The 22194-nt window shown below is 69.6% G+C and carries 18 protein-coding genes; 13 read left to right on the top strand and 5 right to left on the bottom strand.

Features of this window, described 5'->3' with window-relative positions:
- Positions 1–14 precede the first annotated feature (14 nt).
- The 6 genes from ACYVL2_RS18170 to ACYVL2_RS18195 all read left to right on the top strand — a co-directional run bounded on the left by ACYVL2_RS18170 (position 15) and on the right by ACYVL2_RS18195 (position 7279).
- The gene (locus tag ACYVL2_RS18170; protein ID WP_460545966.1) at positions 15–830 is read left to right on the top strand and encodes a methyltransferase domain-containing protein; all 816 of its coding nucleotides are present in this window, start codon (positions 15–17) and stop codon (positions 828–830) included.
- 63 nt (positions 831–893) lie between these two features.
- A complete protein-coding gene (locus tag ACYVL2_RS18175) occupies positions 894–1133 on the top strand; it encodes a hypothetical protein (RefSeq protein WP_460545968.1) in 240 nt (79 codons plus the stop codon).
- A 306-nt stretch (positions 1134–1439) separates the two neighbouring features.
- The gene (locus ACYVL2_RS18180; protein ID WP_460545970.1) at positions 1440–2159 is read left to right on the top strand and encodes a hypothetical protein; all 720 of its coding nucleotides are present in this window, start codon (positions 1440–1442) and stop codon (positions 2157–2159) included.
- A 113-nt stretch (positions 2160–2272) separates the two neighbouring features.
- Positions 2273–2644, top strand: coding sequence for a nuclear transport factor 2 family protein (locus tag ACYVL2_RS18185; RefSeq protein ID WP_460545972.1), 372 nt, complete (start codon positions 2273–2275; stop codon positions 2642–2644).
- A 98-nt stretch (positions 2645–2742) separates the two neighbouring features.
- On the top strand, positions 2743–4389 hold the full coding sequence (locus ACYVL2_RS18190; RefSeq protein ID WP_460545974.1) for an FAD-binding dehydrogenase: 1647 nt from the start codon (positions 2743–2745) through the stop codon (positions 4387–4389).
- A 250-nt stretch (positions 4390–4639) separates the two neighbouring features.
- Positions 4640–7279, top strand: coding sequence for a transglycosylase domain-containing protein (locus tag ACYVL2_RS18195; protein WP_460545976.1), 2640 nt, complete (start codon positions 4640–4642; stop codon positions 7277–7279).
- Positions 7280–7285: 6 nt separating this feature from the next.
- Here ACYVL2_RS18195 and ACYVL2_RS18200 read toward each other — a convergent pair whose 3' ends face one another.
- A complete protein-coding gene (locus ACYVL2_RS18200) occupies positions 7286–8488 on the bottom strand; it encodes an amino acid deaminase/aldolase (protein ID WP_460545978.1) in 1203 nt (400 codons plus the stop codon).
- A 74-nt stretch (positions 8489–8562) separates the two neighbouring features.
- On the opposite strand from ACYVL2_RS18200, the gene ACYVL2_RS18205 reads away from it, so the two are divergent.
- On the top strand, positions 8563–9870 hold the full coding sequence (locus ACYVL2_RS18205) for an FAD-binding oxidoreductase (RefSeq protein ID WP_460545980.1): 1308 nt from the start codon (positions 8563–8565) through the stop codon (positions 9868–9870).
- A gap of 10 nt (positions 9871–9880) precedes the next feature.
- On the opposite strand, the gene ACYVL2_RS18210 is transcribed toward ACYVL2_RS18205, so the two are convergent.
- The gene (locus ACYVL2_RS18210; RefSeq protein WP_460545982.1) at positions 9881–11032 is read right to left on the bottom strand and encodes a MalY/PatB family protein; all 1152 of its coding nucleotides are present in this window, start codon (positions 11030–11032) and stop codon (positions 9881–9883) included.
- 115 nt (positions 11033–11147) lie between these two features.
- Here ACYVL2_RS18210 and ACYVL2_RS18215 point away from each other — a divergent pair, with 115 nt between their 5' ends.
- The 6 genes from ACYVL2_RS18215 (at position 11148) to ACYVL2_RS18240 (ending at position 19434) form a co-directional block, all read left to right on the top strand.
- On the top strand, positions 11148–11888 hold the full coding sequence (locus tag ACYVL2_RS18215; RefSeq protein ID WP_460545984.1) for a pyrimidine reductase family protein: 741 nt from the start codon (positions 11148–11150) through the stop codon (positions 11886–11888).
- Entirely contained in the window at positions 11885–13594 is a 1710-nt protein-coding gene (locus ACYVL2_RS18220) for an ATP-binding protein (RefSeq protein ID WP_460545986.1), read from the top strand. The genes ACYVL2_RS18215 and ACYVL2_RS18220 overlap by 4 nt, the downstream gene beginning before the upstream one ends.
- A gap of 9 nt (positions 13595–13603) precedes the next feature.
- Positions 13604–14761: an exonuclease SbcCD subunit D gene (locus tag ACYVL2_RS18225; RefSeq protein ID WP_460545988.1), complete on the top strand. Its 1158-nt coding sequence runs from the start codon at positions 13604–13606 to the stop codon at positions 14759–14761.
- Complete coding sequence (locus tag ACYVL2_RS18230) at positions 14761–17199, top strand: sbcc family protein (RefSeq protein WP_460545990.1); 2439 nt, start codon at positions 14761–14763, stop codon at positions 17197–17199. The genes ACYVL2_RS18225 and ACYVL2_RS18230 overlap by 1 nt, the downstream gene beginning before the upstream one ends.
- Positions 17200–17254: 55 nt before the next feature.
- Entirely contained in the window at positions 17255–18181 is a 927-nt protein-coding gene (locus tag ACYVL2_RS18235) for a hypothetical protein (protein ID WP_460545992.1), read from the top strand.
- Positions 18182–18354: 173 nt separating this feature from the next.
- A complete protein-coding gene (locus ACYVL2_RS18240; RefSeq protein ID WP_460545994.1) occupies positions 18355–19434 on the top strand; it encodes a GH12 family glycosyl hydrolase domain-containing protein in 1080 nt (359 codons plus the stop codon).
- A 72-nt stretch (positions 19435–19506) separates the two neighbouring features.
- Here ACYVL2_RS18240 and ACYVL2_RS18245 read toward each other — a convergent pair whose 3' ends face one another.
- The 3 genes from ACYVL2_RS18245 to ACYVL2_RS18255 form a co-directional block, all read right to left on the bottom strand.
- Positions 19507–20241: an aggregation-promoting factor C-terminal-like domain-containing protein gene (locus ACYVL2_RS18245; RefSeq protein WP_460545996.1), complete on the bottom strand. Its 735-nt coding sequence runs from the start codon at positions 20239–20241 to the stop codon at positions 19507–19509.
- A gap of 305 nt (positions 20242–20546) precedes the next feature.
- The gene (locus ACYVL2_RS18250) at positions 20547–21554 is read right to left on the bottom strand and encodes a DUF1700 domain-containing protein (RefSeq protein ID WP_460545999.1); all 1008 of its coding nucleotides are present in this window, start codon (positions 21552–21554) and stop codon (positions 20547–20549) included.
- Entirely contained in the window at positions 21551–21901 is a 351-nt protein-coding gene (locus ACYVL2_RS18255; RefSeq protein ID WP_460546000.1) for a PadR family transcriptional regulator, read from the bottom strand. The genes ACYVL2_RS18250 and ACYVL2_RS18255 overlap by 4 nt, the downstream gene beginning before the upstream one ends.
- Between the last annotated feature and the right edge of the window lie 293 nt (positions 21902–22194).

Consider the following 22194-nt stretch of genomic DNA (forward strand, 5'->3'; position numbering starts at 1 on the left):
GATACAGTGGCCGCATGCCGAAGGAGACAGCGACTTATACCCACGGTCACCACGAGTCGGTCCTGCGTTCGCACACATGGCGAACGGCCGAGAACTCGGCGGCCCACCTCCTGCCCGAACTGCGGGCCGAGCACTCGGTCCTCGACGTCGGATGCGGACCGGGCACGATCACGGCCGACCTCGCCGCCATCGTCACCGAAGGCCGCGTGACGGCCGTCGACCGCGCCGCCGGCATCCTCGACCAGGCCGCCGCGGTCGTCGCCGAACGGGGACTGACGAACGTCGAGTTCGCGGTCGCCGACGTCCACGACCTCCGCTTCGCGGACGCCTCCTTCGACGTGGCGCACGCCCACCAAGTGCTCCAGCACGTGGGCGACCCGGTGCGGGCACTGCGCGAGATGCGCCGCGTGACGCGGCCCGGGGGCGTGGTGGCCGTACGCGACTCGGATTACGCCGGCTTCATCTGGTACCCCGAGTCCAAGGCCCTGACCGCCTGGCTCGACCTCTACGAGCGCGTCGCCCGAGCCAACGGCGGCGAACCCGACGCGGGCCGCCGCCTCAATGCCTGGGCTCTCGAGGCCGGCTTCCCGGAGTCGGCGATCCGGGCGACCTCATCGACCTGGACGTTCTCCACCGCCGAATCGCGGGCCTGGTGGGGCGGGCTGTGGGCCGACCGCGCCCTGCACTCCTCCTTCGCCGCCCAGGCCGTCGAAGGCGGCCACGCCACCCGAGGCGACCTCGAAGCGATCGCCGAAGCCTGGCGATCGTGGTCGACCGCGCCCGAAGCCTGGCTGGCGATCCCCCACGGCGAACTCCTCTGCCGCGTCTGAGCGATATGTCGGGTGTGCTCCGTAGGCTGGTGGCTCGGGCAACTGCATCGGAGGTACCGGCCTATGGAGACTTTTGAACTCGACGAACTCAGCGACGCGGTCGTGGCGCTGGCGGGGGCCCGCGACCGGATTCCGCTCGATCAGCTGCTTCGCGAGACGGCGCTCAACATCCTGATCCTCGCCAGGATCGCCTCCGGGCGGCTCAGAGATCCCACGCGGCAAGAGGCCATCGACGCCGCATGCGGCAAGCTCATCGATCTGCTCCGGCAGGCTGCCCGCGAGCTGCCGCCTCCAGAAAGCTAAGTCTCTGGAAGGCTCGACCGGCCAGCCGACATACTCGCCACCGTCCTCGTATACGACTGACATGCCGACCGACTTGATGAGCTCCTTGAGGTCCGCTGCCGGAGCTTCAGGAAGCAGCACCGCCAGTACGGCCGGTTTGGGTTCAATGTGGCGCTGGTAGTCGAACAACTGACCGATGGCGTTACGGATTTCGTCGCGTCCTGCGACGCCTTTTGCCTCGTATAGAACGCAATCGGTGAGATCGCAGAGATCCGTGCGGAGGATGCCGCGGTCGCCTTTGACGCGAATCTCGTAGCGCTCCACTTCGTGACCTCGGTCCCGCAGGAACGCTTCAAACCGGTCCGAAAGCTGCGCTTCGCGCCGTTTCATTTGCACGGGCCCGGTGGCGCGGCGGGTGGTGGTGGTCCGAGCGTTGGTTTCAGTCGGGATTCGGTTGCCGGACGTCGCCGCGGCCGGTTCTGGAAACGCGGGCGGATGCCATTTCGCGATTGTCGTATTCGGAGCCGGCGGCAGGAAGTCATCGGCGTCGACGACGACGTCGCCTACCGGGCGCATCCGGAACACAATCACCGTCCTGCTCACTCCGTCGGCATTCGGCTCAGCGCGCGCGAAATACGGCTCGGCTTCGTCGAGTTCAAACTCGCCCAAGTACTCGAATATCTGCGGCCGCTGCGTCGACTTCCCGCGCGCCATAAAGACCCGGAGGGCGCGCCCTCTGGACCGGTGATCACGGACCGCTTTGTTGCCTCGGAGCATTTCCTGATCGCCGGTCGGCCCGTGGCCGGTGTACTCGAAGACCAGAGCGCCATCGTCGTCCGGCAGCCAACCGTCGCGGTAGCCGTGGCGCTCTCCCTGAGTGTGGTCGGAGTAGACCAGGACCGAGTCGGACTTGTTGGCAGGGGCGATACCGCCTTGCGGCGAGCCACCCCAGATCTCCATGATCTCGGCCCGCGTGAACCGAGAGCCCGGTGCGGTGTCCCTGTCCTCAGTCATGCAACTCCGCCACCTTCCCAGCCTGAGCCGTAATCACGTTCTTCGATTATGCCGCAAGGGCTCTCAACGTCGGCCCTCGCTGAAGCGCGTGAGCGGCTGGTGATCCCGGGGGACGTTGTTTCCGCTGCGTCTGGTATCGATGAGGGATGGAGCTCATCGAGGAACTTCTGGAATTGGAACGGGCCGGGTGGGACGCGCTGTGCGATGGCACCGGCTCGGAGTTCTACGGCACCGTCATGGCCGCCGACGGCATCATGGTCCTGGCGCACGGCTTCGCTCTCGACCGAGAGGCGGTCGTCGAGTCGCTGCGCGAGGCGCCGACCTGGGACGGCTACGAGATCTCGCAGGAGCGGACAGTCCAGGTCGGCGACGACGCCGCGGGCCTGATCTATACGGCCCGGGCGTGGCGCGAAGGCGACGAGGACGACTTCCGGGCCCTGATGTCGTCGGTCTACTTCCGAGCCGACGGCATCTGGAATCTCGCGCTCTACCAGCAGACGCCCGTCCCGCAGGGGTGAGCGCGCGAGGCTCTGACCTGGTTGACGGAAACCCTGCGTGCTGATATACCTCCCCTACGCGCCGGTAGGCGCCACCCCTCGAGCAGGAAGGTAGCGCGATGGACAGCGACGTCATCGTGGTCGGTGCGGGTCTGGCGGGGCTGGCGGCCACCGCGGAACTGGCCCGGGCGGGGAAATCGGTGATCCTGGTCGACCAGGAGGGCGAGCAGTCCCTCGGCGGCCAGGCGTTCTGGTCCTTCGGCGGCCTGTTCCTGGTCGACTCGCCCGAACAGCGGCGCATGGGGATCAAGGACTCCCCCGAGCTGGCCTGGCGGGACTGGCTCGGCAGCGCCGGTTTCGACCGCCAAGAGGACGCCTGGCCGCGGAAATGGGCCGAAGCCTACGTCGAGTTCGCCTCCGGACCGAAGCGGGCCTGGCTGCGCGGCCTGGGGGTGCGGTTCTTCCCGGTCGTGGGCTGGGCCGAGCGCGGTGGCTACACGGCTCAGGGGCACGGCAATTCGGTGCCTCGGTTCCACATCACCTGGGGCACCGGCCCCGGGGTCGTCGAACCGTTCGAGCGGCTGGTCCGGGAGGCCGTCGCCTCCGGCCGGGTGCGTCCGGCCTTCAGGCACCGGGTCGACGGGCTCGCCGTCTCCGGCGGGGCCGTCACCGGTGTCAGCGGGTCGGTGCTGGCCGACGACGATGCCCCGCGCGGGGTCTCGACGAGCCGCGAGGTCGTCGGAGACTTCGCCTTCAGCGCCGAGTCGGTGATCGTGACCTCCGGCGGGATCGGCGGCGACTTCGAGCTGGTCCGGCGGAACTGGCCAGAGCGCCTCGGGACGCCGCCGAAGCGGCTCCTCTCCGGCGTCCCGGCCCATGTGGACGGCCGGATGCTCGGCATCGCGGAGTCGGCCGGGGCCAGCCTCATCAACCGCGACCGCATGTGGCATTACACCGAGGGCATCGAGAACTGGGATCCGATCTGGCCCCACCACGGGATCAGGATCCTGCCGGGGCCTTCCTCGCTGTGGCTCGACGCGACCGGCCGTCGCCTGCCCTCGCCGCTGTTCCCCGGGTTCGACACGCTCGGCACGCTCGAGCACATCATGGCCACCGGGCACGACCACACGTGGTTCGTCCTGACGCAGAAGATCCTCGAGAAGGAGTTCGCGCTCTCGGGATCCGAGCAGAACCCGGACCTGACCGGGAAGGACGTCCGGCTGCTGCTGAAACGCGTCCTGCCGGGCGCGCCAGGACCGGTGGAGGCGTTCAAGGAGCACGGCGCCGACTTCGCCGTCGCCGAAGACCTGCCGCGGCTCGTGGAGGGAATGAATTCGGTCACAGGCGAGGGCCTGCTCGACTTCGAAACCGTCCGCGAGGCCGTCGAGGCCCGCGACGCCGAGATGGCGAACAAGTTCACCAAGGACCTCCAGATCACCGCCATGCGCGGGGCACGCAACTACCGCGGCGACCGGCTCATCAGGGTCGCCTCGCCGCACCGGCTCCTCGACGGCCACGCCGGCCCCCTGATCGGCGTGCGGCTCAACCTCCTCACGCGAAAGACCCTCGGCGGCCTCCAGACCGATCTGGACGGCCGCGTGCTGCGATCGGACGGTCGGCCCCTCCCCGGTCTCTACGCCGCCGGCGAGGCCGCCGGTTTCGGCGGCGGCGGGATGCACGGTTATCGATCATTGGAGGGCACATTCCTGGGCGGCTGCCTCTTCTCGGGCCGCCAGGCCGCACGGGGCGCCGCCGGACGGCACTGATAGCTTCGGCTTCAAGGACTGCGGGCCGCTTCGCCGGTGCCGGAGCGGGCGGCGTCGTCGCCTCCGTTGACACCCCCTGTCAAACTGAGGAAGTATCACGACTCCAGCGCGGTTCGGCTATCATTCCAAGCCGTCCCCGGCGGCGACTCGCTCCCGGGGAGACCCGGTGGTGCCGCGGCACCCCAGCAACGTGCGCCCGCGGTGAGGCTGCGAACCACGGACCGGCACATCTACACGTGGATGGTTGAGCATGAGCGACTATGAACGCCGCGACCAGTACCCCCCTGCAGGACCGCCGGGCGGCTCCGCGCCGGTGCCCGGCGGGGGCAACGTCGGACGCGCCTCCGTGGTCGGCGCGGCCCGAGTCCGCGACCCCGAGGAGCCCGCCCCCAAGAAGAAGCGCATGTCGATGCGCCGCCGCCGCGTCTACGCCTCGCTCATCCTGGTCGCGCTCATGCTCCTCGGCGGCGGAACCGTGGTCGGCGCCACGTTCTTCCAGAGCGTGCCGCTGCCCGACGAGCTCGAGCTGGGCGAGTCGACCTCCTTCACCTACAGCGACGGCGAGACGACCGTGGCCGGCTACGGCCTGCACACCCGCAAGCTCGTCGACACCTATGAGGAGCTGCCAGACACCGTCATCTGGTCGCTGCTGGCCCTTGAGGACAAGAACTACTTCGAGCACGAGGGCGTCGACTACAAGGGCACGCTGCGCGCGCTGGTCAACAACGTCACCGGCGGCGACACCCAGGGCGCCTCCACCATCAGCCAGCAGTACGCCGGCATGGTCGCTCAGATCCGCGACGACATCTCCTACGGCCGCAAGGCCCGCGAGGCCATCATGGCCATGAAGCTCGAGCAGGAGTACTCCAAGAAGGACATCCTGCTGCACTACCTGAACCTCAACTTCTACGGCCGCGGCTGCTACGGCATCGCCGCCGCCGCCGAGATCTGGTTCAGCAAGAAGCTCGAAGACCTCACCTGGGGCGAAGCGATGGTCCTGGTCATGCAGGTCAAGGCCGGCGACGGCTCCTTCGACCCGCGCCTGGTCGAGGAGGACGACACCGCCCCGCTCGACCGCTGGACGCACGGCATGGAGACCCTCCTGACCCTCGAGGACCTCTCCGAAGAGGAGAAGGCGAAGGTCCAGGAAGAACTCGACACCGGCATGCCCGAGACCAACGACCGGCTCGAGAACCCCGGGTCGTGGGGCCACGACACCCCGACCGGGTTCATCACCAACCCGACCGACGGCTACGTCTGGGAGGAGCTCGAGAGCCGCTGGGGCCTGACGCGGGACGACTTCTACGGCCAAGAGGGCGGCACCGGCGGCTACACCGTGGTCCTCACCATCGACAAGCAGCTGCAGAAGATCGCCGAGCAGACCTCCAGCCGCGGCGACCTGGTGCGCAAGACCAACGAGGACGGCGAATACGTCGACGCGGACGGCAACGTGGTCGAGGCGCCCGAGGCCGCCGACGAGTACGTCAACGACGACGGGTTCTTCGAGCTGGAGAACTCCAACGACAAAGCGGCCCTGTTCGACTACCACCCGTCCATGACCAGCGGTCTCGTGGCGGTCGAACCCGGGACCGGCCGCGTCCTCGGCTACTACGGCGGCAACAACGGCCTCGGCATCGACAAGGCCGGACTCGAGAACCCGCACCCGCCGTCGTCGACGTTCAAGATGATCACCGCCGCCACCGCCATCAAGAACGGCGCCTCGATCGACTCGTGGTGGAACGCCGACTCCCCCCGCGAGTTCGAGACCCTCGAAGGCATCGGCGACGGCACGATCACCAACGCCGGCAGCAACATGGACACCGACAAGACGCTCACCGACGCGGTGCGCGACTCGCTCAACACGCCGATGTACGCGATCGCCGAGAAGTACGGGGCCACCGCGATCCTCGAGACCTCGATCCAGCTCGGGCTGCGGACGATGCAGGACACCACCACCGGGAACATCTACCGGTTCTACGTGGAGGACGACGAGTCGATCACCTACTCGGTGCACAACGTGGTCGAGAAGGAGGACGGCACCTTCGAGACCGACGCGAACGGCAACCTCGACCCGCTCGCCTCGGTGAACGGCTACAACGACGACGGCACCCCGGTGCGGACCCCCCTCGACACGGGCCTGCGGAACGAGCCGTTCTTCTACCACATCGCCTTCGGTCAGTACCCGACCAGCATCCTCGACATGGCGGCCGTGTACGCCACCATCGCCGCCGACGGCGAATACCACGAGACCCACTTCGTCGAGGCCGTCTACGACCGCAACGGCGAGGAGGTGCCGCCGGCGCGCCCGCTCGAGAGCGACTCCGTGCTCGACGCCGGCATCGCCCGCGACCTCCAGTTCGTCGGCTCCGAGATCGCCGGCGAGGGCGAGCCGCTCGGCCGGCCCTACACCGGCAAGACCGGCACCTGGGAGGCGACCGACCCCGACTATCCGGACGCCAACGCGCACACCTGGTATGTCGGCGCGCTCCCGCAGCTGAGCGTCGCCGCCTGGGTCGGCAACGTGACCGCCGAGTCCGCGCCGCTTCTGAACAAGGACGGCGGGACCACCGGCGTGTTCGGTTCCAAGCTCAGCTATCCGGTGTGGCGCCAGTTCATCGACGGAGCGATCGAGAGCAAGGGCTACGAGCCCCGGAACTGGGGCGAGCCGTCGCACGTCGGCAGCCCCATCGTCGACGACATCCTCAACGCCGAGGGCAAGATCCCCGCCGACAGCCCCTACTGCGACGCCAATCCGCAGGACACGCGATGCGAGAAGAAGAACAACGGCGGCGGTAACGGGAACGGCGACTGCGACCCGCTCTCCGAGTGGATGGGCCTGTGCGAGCCGAACGGCAACGGCCGGGACCGCGACGACGACGATGACGACTGACGCCGGTCAGGCGAAGGCGAAACCCTCGCCGCGGTAGGTCGGCACCTCGTCGACGCGGCGGCCGCGTTCGACCAGGTGGAGTGTGTTGACCCGCTCGGCCAGCTCCCCGGCCTTCGCGTGCCGCATCCACACTCGCGAACCGACGGGCAGGCCGGAGGCGGCCCTGCCTCGCAGCGGCGTCTGGACTTCGCCGGCGCCTTCGGCGCGGGTGTAGGAGAGCCCTTCGGGGAAGGCCGGCTTGGGCAGGCGGTCGCGTCCGGGGACACCGGAGGCGATCCAGCCGCCGCCGAGCGCGGTGACGATGCCCTTGCGGGGCCGGCGGACCACCGGCAGGGCGAAGAACGCCGCCGGCAGCGGCCGGATGGAGCGGTAGCCGTCGAACAGCGCCGGTGCGTACAGGCCCGAACCGGCCGCGATCTCGGTGACCGAGGGATCGGCGGCGGTGAACGCGACCGAGCCGGTGCCTCCGCCGTTGACGAACTCGATGTCGGCGGCGCTCCTGACCGCGGCGACGGCCTCGGCGCGGCGCCCGGCGAGTTCGGCCTTGGAGACGCGCTGCATCAGCCGCACCAGCGGATACCGGGCCGCGGCGGCGCGGAAGGCGTCCTGGACGCCGGAGATCTGGCTTTCGTAGCCCATGATGCCGACCAGTTCGAGCCCCGGGCGCTTCTCGATCTCGTGGGCCATGGCGAGCGCCTGATCGGGTGTGCGGACCGGGGAGCGGTGGGCGCCGATGTGGACCTTGCCGCCGAAGAGCTCGAGTGACATGTCGACCTCGAGGCAGAGCCGGATCGGCGACGCCGCGTCCGGGGCGGCGGCGCGACGGATGAAGTCGAGGTGCTCGACCGAGTCGACCATGATCGTCACGCGCCGGGCCAGCGCCTCGTCGCGGGCCAGACTGCGCAGGGAGTCGATGTCGGCGGTCGGGTAGGCGACCACGATGTCGTCGAACTCGGAGGCGAGCCAGAGGGCTTCGGGGAGCGTGTAGGCGAGGATGCCGCTGAAGCCCGGCTGGGCCAGTGCGCGGCGCATCAGGGCTCGGCACCGCAGTGACTTGCTGGCCAGGCGTATCGGCTTTCCGAGCGTGCTTCGTCTGAGGATGGCGGCGTTGGTGTCGAAGGCCCCGAGCTCGACGACGGCGAACGGCGGCTGCAGATCGGAGGTCGCCCGGCCGAGCTCGTCGAACAGACTTTCGTTCCCGTCGCCCATGGTCGCCGCCTTCCGGTTGTGGTGCGCTCATATGAAAGCTACCGTTTAGTAGACCGAATGCAACCGGAGACCCTATGTCTACGTCTGTGTGGCGGAACTGGTCCGGCACCGAAGAAGTCGAACCCGCGCGTGTCGTCAGACCGGCCGGTGCGTCGCAGATCGCCGAGGCGGTGCGGGCTGCCGCCGGTGACGGGCTGCGGGTCAAGGCGGTCGGTTCGGGGCATTCCTTCAGCGGCGTCGCGGCCCCGGACGGGGTCATGATCGACATGTCCGAGATGGACGACGTGGTGCGCGTCGATGCCAAGACGAGTCAGGTGACCGTCGGGGCCGGCATGCCGCTGTGGCGTCTCAATCAGGTGTTGGACGCGCACGGGCTGGCGTTGGAGAATCTCGGCGACATCGACCGGCAGACCGTCTCGGGGGCGATCTCGACCGGCACCCACGGCACCGGCGACCGGTACCGGGGCCTGTCGTGGCAGGTCAAGGCCCTGCGCATGGTGCTGGCCGACGGGAGGACCGTGCGGTGCTCGCAGGAGCGTCGTCCTGAGCTGTTCGCCGCGGCCCGGCTCGGCCTGGGCGCGCTCGGTGTCATCACGGAGGTGACCTTGCAGTGCGTGCCGGCGTTCCAGTTGCAGGCCGTGGAGACGCCGATGCGGCTGGACGCGGTGCTGGGCGGCCTGGACCGGCTGGTGGCCGAGAACGACCATTTCGAGTTCTACTGGTTCCCGCACACCGACCGGACGCTGGTCAAGGAGAACAACCGCTTTTCGATGGAGGAGCGGAAGCGTCGCCCGAGCAGGTTGAGCTACTGGTGGAACGAGGGTTTCACCGAGAACACGCTGTGGGGGGCGAGCAACCGGATCGGGGCCCGGTTTCCGGGGGCGGTGCCGCGGCTCAACCGCGTGGCCGGGCGGGTCTGGGGCGCCCGCGATTACACCGACGTCTCGCACAAGGTCTTCACTTCGCCGAGGAGGGTGGTCTTCCGGGAGATGGAGTACGCCGTGCCGCAGGAGGCGCTCCGGCCGGTGCTGACCGATCTCAAGGCGATGGTCGAGCGGGAGGGCTTCAACGCCTCGTTCCCGGTGGAGGTCCGGTTCGCGGCGGCCGACGACGTCTGGTTGTCGACCGCGTACGGCCGCCGGACGGCCTATGTCGCGGTCCACCAGTACCACCGGCACGCGTATGAGGGGTATTTCAGGGCCGCGGCCGGGATCTTCGACGCCGTTGACGGCCGCCCGCACTGGGGCAAACTGCATTGGCTCGACGCCAAGCAGCTCGCCGAGCGATACGAGCGCTTCGAGGACTTCCGGGCCGTGCGCGACGAAGTGGACCCCGAGCGCCGCTTCGCGAACCCCTACCTCGCGAGGGTGCTGGGCGAATAGCGCAGTTCGGTCATTGAAGGGTCCTCGCCATTCGGTCGACCGCCTCGGTGAGAAGGTCGGGGCGGGTGGCGAAGTTGAGTCTCACGTGGCCGGCGCCTCCAGTGCCGAGCGGGATCCCGGAGTTCAGCGCCACTCGTCCGCGTTCGAGGAACGCCGCGGCCGGGTCGTCACCGAGTCCGAGGTCGCGGCAGTCCAGCCAGGCGAGGTAGGTGCCCGGCTGCGGCCGGTAGCGGATCGCGGGCAGCCGTTCGGCGAGCAGCTCGGACAGCAGCCTCCGATTGGCGTCGACGCCTTCCAGGAGCGCGTCGAGCCAGGGACCGCCTTCGACGAGCGCGGCCGTGTGCGCGATGACGGCCAAGTGGGAGGCGTGGCCGCTCACTTCCTGCGGCATCCGTTCCAGATCGGCGGCGGCTTCGGGGCCGGCCACGGCCAGCGCCGCTTTGAGTCCGGCGAGGTTCCAGGCCTTCGAGGCCGACATCAGCGACAGTCCGCGTTCGGCTCCGGGCACGGTCAGGTAGGGAGTGAACGCCGTCCCTGGGGCGACCAGGGGCGCGTGGACCTCGTCGGCCACCACCCGCACGCCGTGCGCTTCGGCCAGCGCGGCGACCCGGGCGAGTTCCCGCTCGGTGTGGACGGTGCCGGTGGGGTTGTGCGGGTGGCACAGCACGAAGGCCTTGGCTCGGGGTCTCGCGAATGCCGCTTCGAGGGCGGCCGGGTCGATCCGGTCGTCGGCGAGCGGGGCTTCGATCGCCCGGCGGTCGGCGAGGTCGATGAAGCGGTAGAACGGCGCGTAGACCGGGGAGTTGACCACGACCTCGTCTCCGGGTTCGGTGATGAGCTTCAGCACCTCCACCAGGCCGGTGGTGATGTCGGGTACGGTCCTGATCCGGTCGGTCGCGAGGCCGTGCCAGTTCCACCGTCCGGCCGCGAACCGGCAGAGCGCTTCGGCGTAGGCGTCGCCGGCGGGGTAGCCGGTGTCACCGGCGGCGACCGCGTCGATCACGGCGGCGGCGACCGGTTGGGCCAGGGGCACGTCCATTTCGGCGACCCACAGCGGCAGCACGTCCGCCGGGTGGTGGCGCCATTTGGCGCTGGTGCGCCGGCGCAGTTGTTCGAGGCTGAGCTGCTGCAGGGGGTTGCCCTGCGGGTCGGAGCCGTCCATGCACCCCACTGTAAGGAGTTTCCGGCGACGAGGGGGCGCCCGCGGAGCCGGAATTCGCGCAGCTGTTCGCGAGCCGAAGCCCGTCGCTGTCGGGCCGGTGGGTTAGGTTGAGGCCGTGCCTGATGTGTTGTACCGGCGGCTGAGCGATCTCAGCGACGCCGAGGTGTACGAGGCGTACGAGCCGCCCGAGGCCGACTGGCTCCGGGTGAACTTCGTGTCCAGCGTCGACGGCGCGGCCGCGCTCGGGGGGCTGTCGGGGCCGTTGTCCGGCGCGGCCGACAAGCGCGTGTTCAAGGTGCTGCGGGCCCGCTGCGACGTGCTCGTGGCCGGCTCGGGCACGGTCCTGGCCGAGGGCTACGGGCCGCTCGAGTTGAGCCGCGAGCGGGTCCGGTGGCGGTCCGGGCGGGGCCTGCCGGAGGTGCCGGTGATGGCCGTGGTCTCGCGTTCGGCCCGGCTCGATCCCGGTGCGCCGCTGTTCACCGACGCGCCGCGCAAGCCGATCGTCATCTGCGCGGCGAACGCGTCGGTCGATCAGATGGCGTCGCTCAGCGAGGTCGCGGACGTCATCGCGGTCGGCACCGGCGCGGTCGACTTCCATGCGGCGGTGAAGGCGCTGCGCGAGCGCGGCCTGCGGCAGATCCTGTGCGAGGGAGGGCCGACCGTGTTCGGTGACCTCATCGCCGCGGACCTGGTCGACGAGCTGGATTTGACGGTGTCGCCGCTGCTGGTCGGCGGCGGTTCGATCCGCGTCTCGGAGGGCTCGACGTCGGAGGCGGCCAGGCGGCTGCGGCTGCGACACGTCTTGGAAGCCGAGGGCAACCTCATACTGCGGTATCTGCGAGGATCGAACGCATGACAAATTCGGTCGGCCGCGTGCTCGGCACTGAGGACGCCACTCCCCTGTCGTTCTGGGTCGGCGTCGGTCCCGAGGCGTACGCCCAGCTCGACGATGTGCTCTCCACCGAACGCAACGTGCCCGGGGTGGGGACGGTGCGGGTCTCGGGCGTGGTGACCGCGGTTCGTTCCCGCCATGAAGGGGCGCAGTTCGACTCGGACGTGTTCGACATCGCCGGCGGGCTGCTGCCGGCGCAGGTCCAGGAGGCCGCCGAGGTCACCGTCACCCGCGTGGAGCCGGAGGTGTTCGTGCCGCCGATGCCGGGCGCCGAGGTCCAGCGCGCCACCGGCGACGAGCGGGACCGGGCGCTGTACTTCGACGGCATGGCCCGGCAGGTGCCGCTCGGGTTCTCCCGCGACGGCCAGCCGGTGTTCCTCAACGCGGACTTCCTCGACGGCACGCGCGGCGCGCACGTGTCGATCTCGGGCATCAGCGGTGTGGCCACCAAGACCTCGTTCGCGACGTGGCTGCTGTACTCGCTGCTGCATTCGGGCGCGATCGGCGCCGAGGCGGCGAACACGAAGGCGTTGATCTTCAACGTCAAGGGCGAGGACCTGCTGCTGCTCGACCACGACAACACCAGACTCGACGATGAGATCCGCGAGTCGTACCGGCGTCTGGGCATGGCGCCGGGCGCGTTCAAGTCCGTGGAGGTCCTGGCCCCGCCGCGTGAGGGCGACGGCCACGGCGTCCCCGACGTGGCGTGCCGGTCGACCGGTGTCGACGCGTTCTACTGGACGCTCGCGGAGTTCTGCCGCGACGGGCTGCTGCCGTTCGTGTTCGCCGACGCCGACGACGACCGCCAGCAGTACACGATGGTGGTCCACCAGGTGACGGCGCGGCTGCGCAAGGAGGCCCGGCCGAAGGACAACGGCGCGGTCGCCGTCGAGGGCAGGCTCATGACGACCTACCGCGACCTGGTCGACCTGATCTGCGAGCGGCTCTCCGACGACGAGACGCGCACCGACTGGGCCGGGTCGGCCATCGGCCTGGGCACGGTCAACGCGTTCATCCGCCGTCTCATCGCCTCCGGGCGCGACATCGGGCGCCTGGTGCGCGGGGACCTGCCCTCGCGCGGCTCGGCGATCGCGACCGAGGCGCAGGTGACCGTCGTGGACCTCCACAACCTGCCCGACCGGGCGCAGCGGTTCGTGGTCGGCGTGGTCCTGCGCACCGAGTTCGAACGCAAGGAGAAGGCCGGCACGGCCCGCCCCCTGCAGTTCGTGGTCCTCGACGAGCTCAACAAGTACGCGCCGCGAGAGGGCACCAGTCCGATCAAGGACATCCTGCTCGACATCGCCGAGCGAGGCCGGTCGTTGGGGGTCATCCTCATCGGCGCGCAGCAGACCGCCAGCGAGGTCGAGCGGCGCATCGCCTCGAACTCGGCGATCCGCGTCGTCGGCCGCCTCGACGCGGCCGAGGCCGGCAGGCCCGAGTACGGATTCCTGACGCAGGCGCAGCGCCAGCGGGTGCTCATGGCCAAGCCCGGAACCATGTTCGTCGGGCAGCCGGAGCTGCCGGTGCCGCTGGTGGTGAACTTCCCGTTCCCGGCGTGGGCGACGCGACCGGCCGAAGCCGGGTCCGCGCCGGCGTCGTCGGCCAGGTCGGTCACGGCCAAGGTCGACCCGTTCGAACTGGCCGACGACGATGACGACATCCCGTTCTAGGAGTTGACCTTGCGGATTCTGCACACCTCCGACTGGCACGTCGGCGTCACGTTGAAGGGCCGCCCGCGGCTCGACGAGCAGCGCGCGGTGTTCGGGCAGATCGTCGACCTCTGCCGCTCCGAGCGGCCCGATCTGGTGATCGTGGCCGGCGACCTCTACGACACGGCCTCGCCGTCGAGCACGGCGCAGAAGGTCCTGTATTCGACGCTGTCGGCGCTGCGGGCCACCGGCTCTGAAGTGGTCGCGATCGCCGGCAACCACGACAACGGGCCGGGGCTGGAGGCGCTGCGGGAGTGGGCCGCGGCCGCCGGCGTCCATCTGCGCGGCCGCATCGGCAGGGCCCGCGACCACCTGGTCACCGGCGAGACGGAGGGCGGTGAGCGCTGGCGGCTCGCGGCGCTGCCGTTCGTGAGCCAGCGGTACGCGATCCGCGCGGCCGAGCTGTTCGAACTGAGCGCGGCCGACGCGGAGTCGGCGTACGCCGACCACCTGCGGCGCATGGTCGCGGCGCTGTCGCAGAGCTTCAGCGCCGAGGAGGTGAACCTGTTCTGCGGGCATCTGACCGTGGTCGGCGGGAAGGTCGGCGGCGGCGAGCGGGAGGTGCACACGGTCGCCGACTACGCGGTGCCGGCGGCGATCTTCCCGGCCTCGACGAACTACGTGGCGCTGGGGCACCTGCACAAGGCCCAGAAGATCGAGGGGCCGTGCACGATCCGGTATTCCGGTGGTCCCCTGGCGGTGGACTTCGGCGAGGAGGACCACACGCCGAGCGTCACGCTGGTCGACGTCACCGCCGACACGCCGGCCCGGGTCCGCCAGGTGCCGTTGACCGAGGCGGTGCCGCTGCGGACGGTGCGCGGCACGCTCGAGGAGCTGCGGAAGGCCGAAGTGGACGAGCGGGCGTGGCTGCGGGTGTTCGTGACCGAGCCGGCCAGGGCGGGGCTGCGCGGCGAGGTCGCCGAGCTGTTCCCGCGCGCGGTCCAGATCCACATCGACCCGGTGATGCGCGCCGACGCTCCGAAGCCGCGGCAGCGGCGGGCCGGGCGCAGCCCCGGGGAATTGTTCAACTCGTACCTGGCCGAGGCCGGGCACGACGACCCGGCCGTGGCCGGGCTCTTCGCGGAACTGTACGAGCAGACCCAGACCGTCGCGGCCGAGGAGTCCTGATGCGGCCAGTTCGTCTCGACATGCACGGCTTCGGTTCCTACTCCGAGGCCTCGACACTCGACTTCACCGACGTCGACTTCTTCGCGCTGACCGGTGCGACCGGAGCGGGCAAGTCGACGGTGCTGGACGCGATGTGCTTCGCGCTGTACGGCAAGACGCCGCGGTGGACGCGTTCGACGCAGCACTTCATCGCCCCTTCGGCCGTCGAGGGCCGGGTGCGGCTGGTGTTCGCCGCCGCCGGGGAGCACTACGTGGCGACGCGGGTGCTGCGCCGCCAGGGCAACGGGAACGTCACCACGGCGCAGGCGGCGTTGGAGATGCTGCCGAAGGGCGTCGATCCGGCCGACGACGCGGCGCTGCTCGAAGGGCTCGGCAGAGGCCTGGAGACCGGCGCGGCCGGGGTGACGCGGATGGTCGAGCGGGTCATCGGCCTGCCGTTCGAGCAGTTCACCAAGTGCGTGCTGCTGCCGCAGGGCGAGTTCGCGGAGTTCCTGCACGCTTCGGCGGCCGACCGCCGCAAGATCCTGGAGAACCTGCTGGGGCACAGCGTCTACCGGCGCGTCCAGCAGCTCGCCGGATCGCGGCGGGACACGGCGGCGACCGCGCAGCAGACCCTCGAAGCGCAGCTGGCGAAGGTCCCGCAGGTGACCGACGAGGAGCTGGCCGCGGCCACCGAGCGGGTCGAGCGGTTGGAGAAGCTCACCGAGCCGGTGCGCGACAAGGCCGGTGCACTCGACGGCCTCGACAGCGCCGTGGAGACCGCGCGCCGGCGCCTGGACGAAGCCGAGTCGAGCCTCGGCTCGCTGACGTACATCAAGCGTCCCGGAGGCGTCGACGACATCGCCGCGCAAGTCGCCGAGGCCGCCGCGAAGGTCGCCGAGAAGGCCGCCGAGGTGGAGACGACCGAAGCCGAGGACGAGCGGCTCCGAGCCGAGGTCGACGGCCTCGACTTGGCGCTGATCGAACGGCAGCTCAAAGCCTGGGAGGAGCTGACCGAGACCGAGACGAGCCTGCGCACCGGCCGCGAACTGACCGAGGAGCTTCGCCTCCAGTACGACGAGGCGAAAGAGCTCGAAGGCGCGGCCGCCGAGGAAGTCGAGATCCAGCACGCCGCCGTCCACAAGGCCCGGATGGCCGACCTGGCCGGCACGCTGCGGGCCGAGCTCGAGCCGGGCGGCGACTGCCCGGTGTGCGACCGCCCGGTCGCGGACCTGCCCGAGCGGGACCTGTCGGCGGCCTTGGAGGAGGCGCAGAAGGCCTCGTCCACGGCCACGGCCGAGTACAAGGACGCGCAGAGCGCCGTCGCCGCGCTTCAGGCCAAACTGGACAGTTACGAGGAGCGGCTGACCGATCTCGAGCTGACGCGGCGGCGCCTGGTCAAGAAGCTCGAAGGCGTCCCCGAGCCCGAAGCGCTCGAAGCGAAGCGCGAAGCCGCCGCCGAAGCGAAGCGGCAGCTCGGCGGCACCGCCGCGGCCCTCAAAGCGGCCCGCAGGGCCCTGCGGGAGGCCGAGAAGCGCCGCACCGCCGCCGAAGAGCGGCAGCAGCGGGCCTGGCGCGAGTTCGCGCACGCCCGCGACCAGGTCGCGGTGCTCGGCCCGCCTCCGGCCGGCGACGACCTCGCCGACAGCTGGCAGCGCCTGACCGACTGGGCCGCCGAGGCGCTCGAGCGGGTGACCGCCGAACGCGAGGAGGCCCGGGCCGAGCTCCAGCGCCTGGACGGGCGCGCCGCCACGTTGCGGGCGGAACTGCTCGCGGCGCTGGCCGAGTTCGACGTCGCCGTGCCGCGGACCGGCACGGGAGGCGACTACGTCGCCGCGCACGCCGCCGCCGTCGAATCGGCCCGGGCGGGCGCGGCGAACCTGCGCGACGCCCGCGGCCGCCGAGTGGAACTCGAAGCCGAGGCCCGCAAGTTCGCGCACGAAGCCGAGGTCGCCAAGGAACTGGCGAAGCACTTGGAGGCCAGGCGGTTCATGGAGTGGCTGCTGAGCGAGGCGCTCGACGAGCTGGTGGCCGGAGCGACCGTCATGCTCAACCGCATCACCGGCGGCCAATACGACCTGATCTACCGCGACCAGGACTTCTGGGTGGTCGACCACCACGACGCCGACATGGCCCGCCCGGCGCGGAGCCTGTCGGGCGGCGAGACGTTCGCCGCGTCGCTGTCGCTGGCGCTGGCCCTGTCGGACCAGCTGGCGAGCCTGGCACGGCACGGCGCCTGCCTGGAGTCGATCATCCTCGACGAGGGCTTCGGCACCCTCGACCCCGAGACCCTCGACGCCGTCGCCACCACCCTGGAGGCCCTCACCGTCTCCTCCCAGCGCACCGTCGGCCTGGTCACCCACGTCCCCGACCTCGCCGAACGCGTCCCGGTCAGGTTCCGGATCACCAAGGACGCCAAAGGATCCCACGTCGAGAAAACCGTGGAGTTACGGCAGTGACCCTCCAACGGCCGGACTAGGCTGAGAGTCGACCCGCCCGGAAAGCAGGTGCACCTTGCAGATCACCGTCGACGCCTGGGACCCGTCCTTCGCCGACAACCCCGAGTCGCCGACCCGGTCGGGCTCCGCCGAGGTGAAGACCGGCATCGAGGTACCGGCCGAACGGTGGGGCCCGATCGACGCGCCCGCATCCGGACCCACCAGGCTGCTCGTGGTCGACGGCGTCCGCCGGATCGACGCCAGGGTCGAACTGCTCGACGGCGGCGAACGCTGGCCGGGCATGTGCGTCTCCTGGGCCGCCGGAGCGGTCGCCTGCGACCTCGAAGGCCGCGTGTCGGCGGTGACCGAGGCGGCGGTCGAGCGCGGCCTGTTCGCCGGGACCGACCCCGAGGCCGACTTCGGCCGCTATCCGTTCCGAATGGTCGAGTCGACCGAACCGTCCGACCTCATCGCCGCGGCCCAAGTCGAGATGGCCCGCCTCGAAGCCAAGGTCGCCTCGCAGGTGGTCATGGACTCCGAGCTGGCGATCCTCGACGGACCGCTGCGCGGACGCACGCAGCTGCCGAACTCGGTCGGGTACATCAAGAGCCACAGCCGCGCCTACCTGCCGGCGAAACTCAACGAGGTCATCGAACGCCTGGCGCCCGGCCAGCGCACCCCGGTGTTCCACCTGATGTCGGGCTGGCCGCGGTACTCGTGGTACCTGCGGCTGCCGGGGGCCGGCTCCCGCGGCTGGGCCGGCGTGGCGCGGATCGAGGCGGCCGACAACCTCGCCGAAGACGCAGTGGTCGCGCTGGCCGACGCCACGGCGGCGGCGCTGCCGCCGCTGGGGTCGTCGGCGCACAAGGACACGCGCGCACCGCAGAACCTCACGCCGATCGCCGGACTCGAACGCCGGTTGAAGCGAATGCTCGGCGACGCGCGGCTGCTGCTGCGCTCGGTCCGGGCCGCCTCGCGGGCGAGCGAAGCGACGTCGGAATAGGCCGTCACGGTCCGTGACGGGGCGGCCCGCTCTTCCAATTAATATTGGCGTATGTCAATATTATGTTCGAGACGCAGGTCACCACGACCGCGTCGCATCGAGTCCGACGGCGGCAGCGACGGTACTCAGCACCCGGCATCCGCCCGCTCCCGCCCCGACCACAAGGGCACACCATGAAACTGAAGCAACGATGGAGGATCGCCATCGTCGGAGCCGCAGCGGCACTGACGGTCGGCATTTCCGCCGGCCCGCTCGGCGTCACCGCGCTGGCCGACCACGCCTCCCCCAACTGGCAGTCCAGCGACCAATGGGGCAACACGCAGTTCGGCGACTACACCGTCTACAACAACATCTGGGGCTCCGGCGCCGGCTCGCAGACGATCTCGGCGGTCGACCAGTCCCACTGGTGGGTCGACGCCGACCACCCGAACACCGGCGGCATCAAGAGCTACCCGAACGTCTCCTACACGCTCGGGCAGCAGGTCAGCCAGATGCCCGAAGTCACCAGCAGCGTCAGCTGGGAAGGCCCCGGCGAAGGCAACGGCGTCGCTTACAACGCCGCCTACGACGTATGGGGCAACGGCCACGATCACGAGATCATGATCTGGCTCGGCGCCGTCGGACCGGTCGGCCCGCTCGGCGGCTACGACACCACGGTGAACGTCGGCGGCCACAACTTCGACTACTACCGGGGCAACAACGGCTCCAACGAGGTCTACACCTTCATCCGGACCTCGAACACCAACTCGGCCACCGTGGACATCACCGAGATCGCCCAGTGGCTCTACAGCACCGGCCGCATGCCCGACGTGCGGATCGACCAGATCCAGTTCGGCTACGAGATCACCTCGTCGGCCGGAGGGCACCGGTTCAGCACCGAGAGCTACTCGCTCGACATCGGGGACGGCCCGACCGACCCGCCCACCGACGACCCGACCGAACCGACCGATCCGCCGAGCGAGCCCGGCGGCGACTGCCTCGGCACCGTCGAAGTCGTCAACGACTGGGGCTCGGGCTGGCAGGGCCGCGTGGTCCTCCACCCGGAGCAGACCATCGACGGCTGGGACCTGTCGTGGACCTGGCCGGGAGGCCAGCAGATCGGCAGCGCCTGGAACGTCGACTGGTCGCAGTCGGGCGCGAACGTGACCGCCTCGGACGTCGGCTGGAACGCCCGCGTCGAAGGCGGAACCAGCCAGGAGGTCTTCGGATTCACCGCCTCCGGGCCGGCGGTGAATATCGACGTCGGCTGCTGAGTCGCGAAAAGCAGAAGGCGGGCACCGGGAGACCCGGTGCCCGCCTGGCGCTTGCGGTGGCCCCGCGAGTGCCTAGTACCAGCCGTTCGATTCAGAGTGCGACCAGGCACCGCAAGGGGTGCCGTAGCGGCCGCTGATGTAGTCGAGCCCCCAGGCGATCTGAGTGGCCGGGTTGGTCCGCCAGTCGTCGCCGTGGGAGGCCATCTTGTCCCCCGGCAGGGACTGCGGGATGCCGTACGCGCCGGAGCTGGGGTTCTGCGCCGTCTCGTTCCAGTTCGACTCGCGGTCCCACAGGGATTCGAGGCAGGAGAACTGGTCGAGGCCCCAACCTCGGTCGAGGGTCATGGTGCAGCCGATGGCCTTGTTGCCCGAGTAGCTCGAGCAGTCGGCGGCGATGTTCATCGATGAGGACTCGGAGGACGAAGCGGCTTCGGAAGAGCCCGAGGACGAGGAGGTGGTCTCCTCGACCGGCTCGACCTCCGGCTCCTCCGGGATCGCGTCGGCCTCGGACTTGGACACCACGTTCTGCGAGCCCGCCTCCTTGACCGGCAGGATGCTCTCCATTGTGGCTACTTTGTCCCATTGGGGATCTGCCTCGATCGCCTGGTCGACGATCTCGGCGGCGAGGATCTCTTCCTCGCTGCGGTCGTCCGTCTCCGTGATCGCGGCCCCGGCGGTCGTCGCCGCGAAGGCGCCGACAGCGAGAGCAGCGAGTGAGGCGAACACCCTGTTGCGGATGACGCGGCCGTTCCGGCGGAGGAAACCGGGCGCCGCGTGCTTGGACTGGGTCAGCTTAGTCGTAAGCACCCGCGCCACGTTAGAGCCGTTACATAACGGCGACCTACCCCTGAGTAATCGTGAGAATACGGCACACTCGCGTTTGAGAGGCGACATATCACTCGGCCGTCTCGCCCGATACTGTCGCTATCGCACTTGCCGCGCTCAATGCCCGGGAATCCGGCGGTTCACATCGGCCGTTCGGCCGATCCCGGCCTCGCGCTCGGACAGAATCTGCTCTACCAAGGTCTACCGAGAGCAATCTCATAATGCGGTGAAACGGGATTTCGGGGCATTACCCTCCGTTTTCACTACGTCACTTAATGATCGATCGCTCACTCGGAAGTGGGCTCCGCGGAACCTGGCTCCGGGTCCTCCGGTCCGGCCGATTCCACCGGCGACGGCGACTCCTGCGGGCCGACGGTGGGGTCCTCACCCGGCATGCAGAGCGGGTACTGGTAGCCGTACCGACCAGGATCGACGGTCGTGTACCCCTCGCCGACCGGGGTCTCGGGCTCTTCGAACGGATTCGAGGAGGCCTCATCGAAGCAGGCTCCAGGATCGCCCAGCCGGAGCGGCTCCCCGTTCTGATCGAACAGGTAGACGCCGGTCAGGAGTTCGCCGTCCTCCGAATACACATGAACGTCCTCCACATAGGGATATGTTTCATTCGCGTGGTACTGCACCGCCGGCGAGAACAGGATCGTGTCGGCGACAGCGATGAGGGCCAGCATGGCGACACCGAGCAGCGCCGCGCCCCCGCCGGCGACCATCAGGCGATTGCCGCGGCTCCACCGCTCCGATCGAACGCCGAGTCGGAGGGAGAGCCATACGAAGAGGAGCGCCAGCGCACCGCAGAGCGCCAGGCTGAGGAGCCCGAACGTGCGGAACGCCTGGAGCATCCCTTCGTCCGTGGCCATCACGAAATACGACACCAGCGCTGCCGCGATGAGCCCCCGCAGGACCCACCAGCCCGGTTTGAGCGCCTTGCGGAAGGAGGCGGCCTCGCCGACGCCCGCGCTGGTCGTGAATCGGTCTGCGGCGCCGTGGAGCCCACTGAAGGTCGGATCCATTATTCTCCACAGGCCTCGGACGAAGCGCTCGCTGGCTGGGAGCCTCTCGACTCCCGCGGTCTCGCGGAGCTCCCGGGCGTAGACCTCGGGAGTGCCAAGCAGGTCGGCGAGGGTCATGCCCGGCTCCATGTCCGCGGCCACTTCGGTGAGGTGCTCCTCCAGGTCGCTGAGGAGGTCCTCGCGGATCGGTGCGGGCAGGTCGGAGAGGTGGCGCTCGACCGCGAGCCGGTAGTCCGCGATCTCGGAGGTCCCACGGGGAGTGTCGGTCATGGTTGGCCCTTCTCGGCTGTGCTTGTCGGAGGAGCATCGAACAGCGCCTGCATCTTGGCGCTCACGTCCTGCCAGGCGTCGCGCATCTGCGCCAAGTACTTCCGACCCGGTTCGGTGATCGCGTAGTACTTGCGGTGCGGTCCGGATTCGCTGGGCTGGACGTAGGTGGACAGGTAGCCGGATCGGTAGAGCCTGCGGAGCGTCCCGTAGACCGAGGCGTCGCCGAGTTCGTCGAAGCCGGCCGAGCGCAGACGCCGCAAGATCTCGTAGCCGTAGCCGTCCTGGGTCTCCAAGACGCGCAGCACGATGATGTCGAGCAGGCCCTTGAGCAGTTGCGATCTGTCCACGCTTAGCACGGTACCATGCTATGCACAGTAGTGGTCAAGCCGCCATTAAATCTCGAGACCCGAGAATTGGTTCCCAGATCTCCAGGATGACCGTGGGGTGCAGTCACAGTGCGTTGTGACCATCCAGCTGGGGGTGTAGGGAGCCCGGGTCGTTTCTCAGCGACGACAGGGTAAGGGTGTGGCCCCGCTCCTGTCTTCGGCTCTCGGGCAGTGCGTGGCGCGGGTTTCTTGGCGGCGACAAAGAGGCGGCGGGGCCTTTGAGGCCGTGTCCTCGTGGCCGGGTCCGGTGCCGG

Source organism: Glycomyces halotolerans (genome assembly GCF_054779575.1).

Excerpts from the sequence above, each read along its gene's own strand:
- ACYVL2_RS18170 (WP_460545966.1), top strand. The coding sequence starts at position 15 with ATGCCGAAGGAGACAGCGACTTATACCCACGGTCACCACGAGTCGGTC.
- ACYVL2_RS18175 (WP_460545968.1), top strand. The coding sequence starts at position 894 with ATGGAGACTTTTGAACTCGACGAACTCAGCGACGCGGTCGTGGCGCTG.
- ACYVL2_RS18185 (WP_460545972.1), top strand. The coding sequence starts at position 2,273 with ATGGAGCTCATCGAGGAACTTCTGGAATTGGAACGGGCCGGGTGGGAC.
- ACYVL2_RS18190 (WP_460545974.1), top strand. The coding sequence starts at position 2,743 with ATGGACAGCGACGTCATCGTGGTCGGTGCGGGTCTGGCGGGGCTGGCG.
- ACYVL2_RS18195 (WP_460545976.1), top strand. The coding sequence starts at position 4,640 with ATGAGCGACTATGAACGCCGCGACCAGTACCCCCCTGCAGGACCGCCG.
- ACYVL2_RS18200 (WP_460545978.1), bottom strand. The coding sequence starts at position 8,488 with ATGGGCGACGGGAACGAAAGTCTGTTCGACGAGCTCGGCCGGGCGACC.
- ACYVL2_RS18205 (WP_460545980.1), top strand. The coding sequence starts at position 8,563 with ATGTCTACGTCTGTGTGGCGGAACTGGTCCGGCACCGAAGAAGTCGAA.
- ACYVL2_RS18210 (WP_460545982.1), bottom strand. The coding sequence starts at position 11,032 with ATGGACGGCTCCGACCCGCAGGGCAACCCCCTGCAGCAGCTCAGCCTC.
- ACYVL2_RS18220 (WP_460545986.1), top strand. The coding sequence starts at position 11,885 with ATGACAAATTCGGTCGGCCGCGTGCTCGGCACTGAGGACGCCACTCCC.
- ACYVL2_RS18230 (WP_460545990.1), top strand. The coding sequence starts at position 14,761 with ATGCGGCCAGTTCGTCTCGACATGCACGGCTTCGGTTCCTACTCCGAG.
- ACYVL2_RS18240 (WP_460545994.1), top strand. The coding sequence starts at position 18,355 with ATGAAACTGAAGCAACGATGGAGGATCGCCATCGTCGGAGCCGCAGCG.
- ACYVL2_RS18250 (WP_460545999.1), bottom strand. The coding sequence starts at position 21,554 with ATGACCGACACTCCCCGTGGGACCTCCGAGATCGCGGACTACCGGCTC.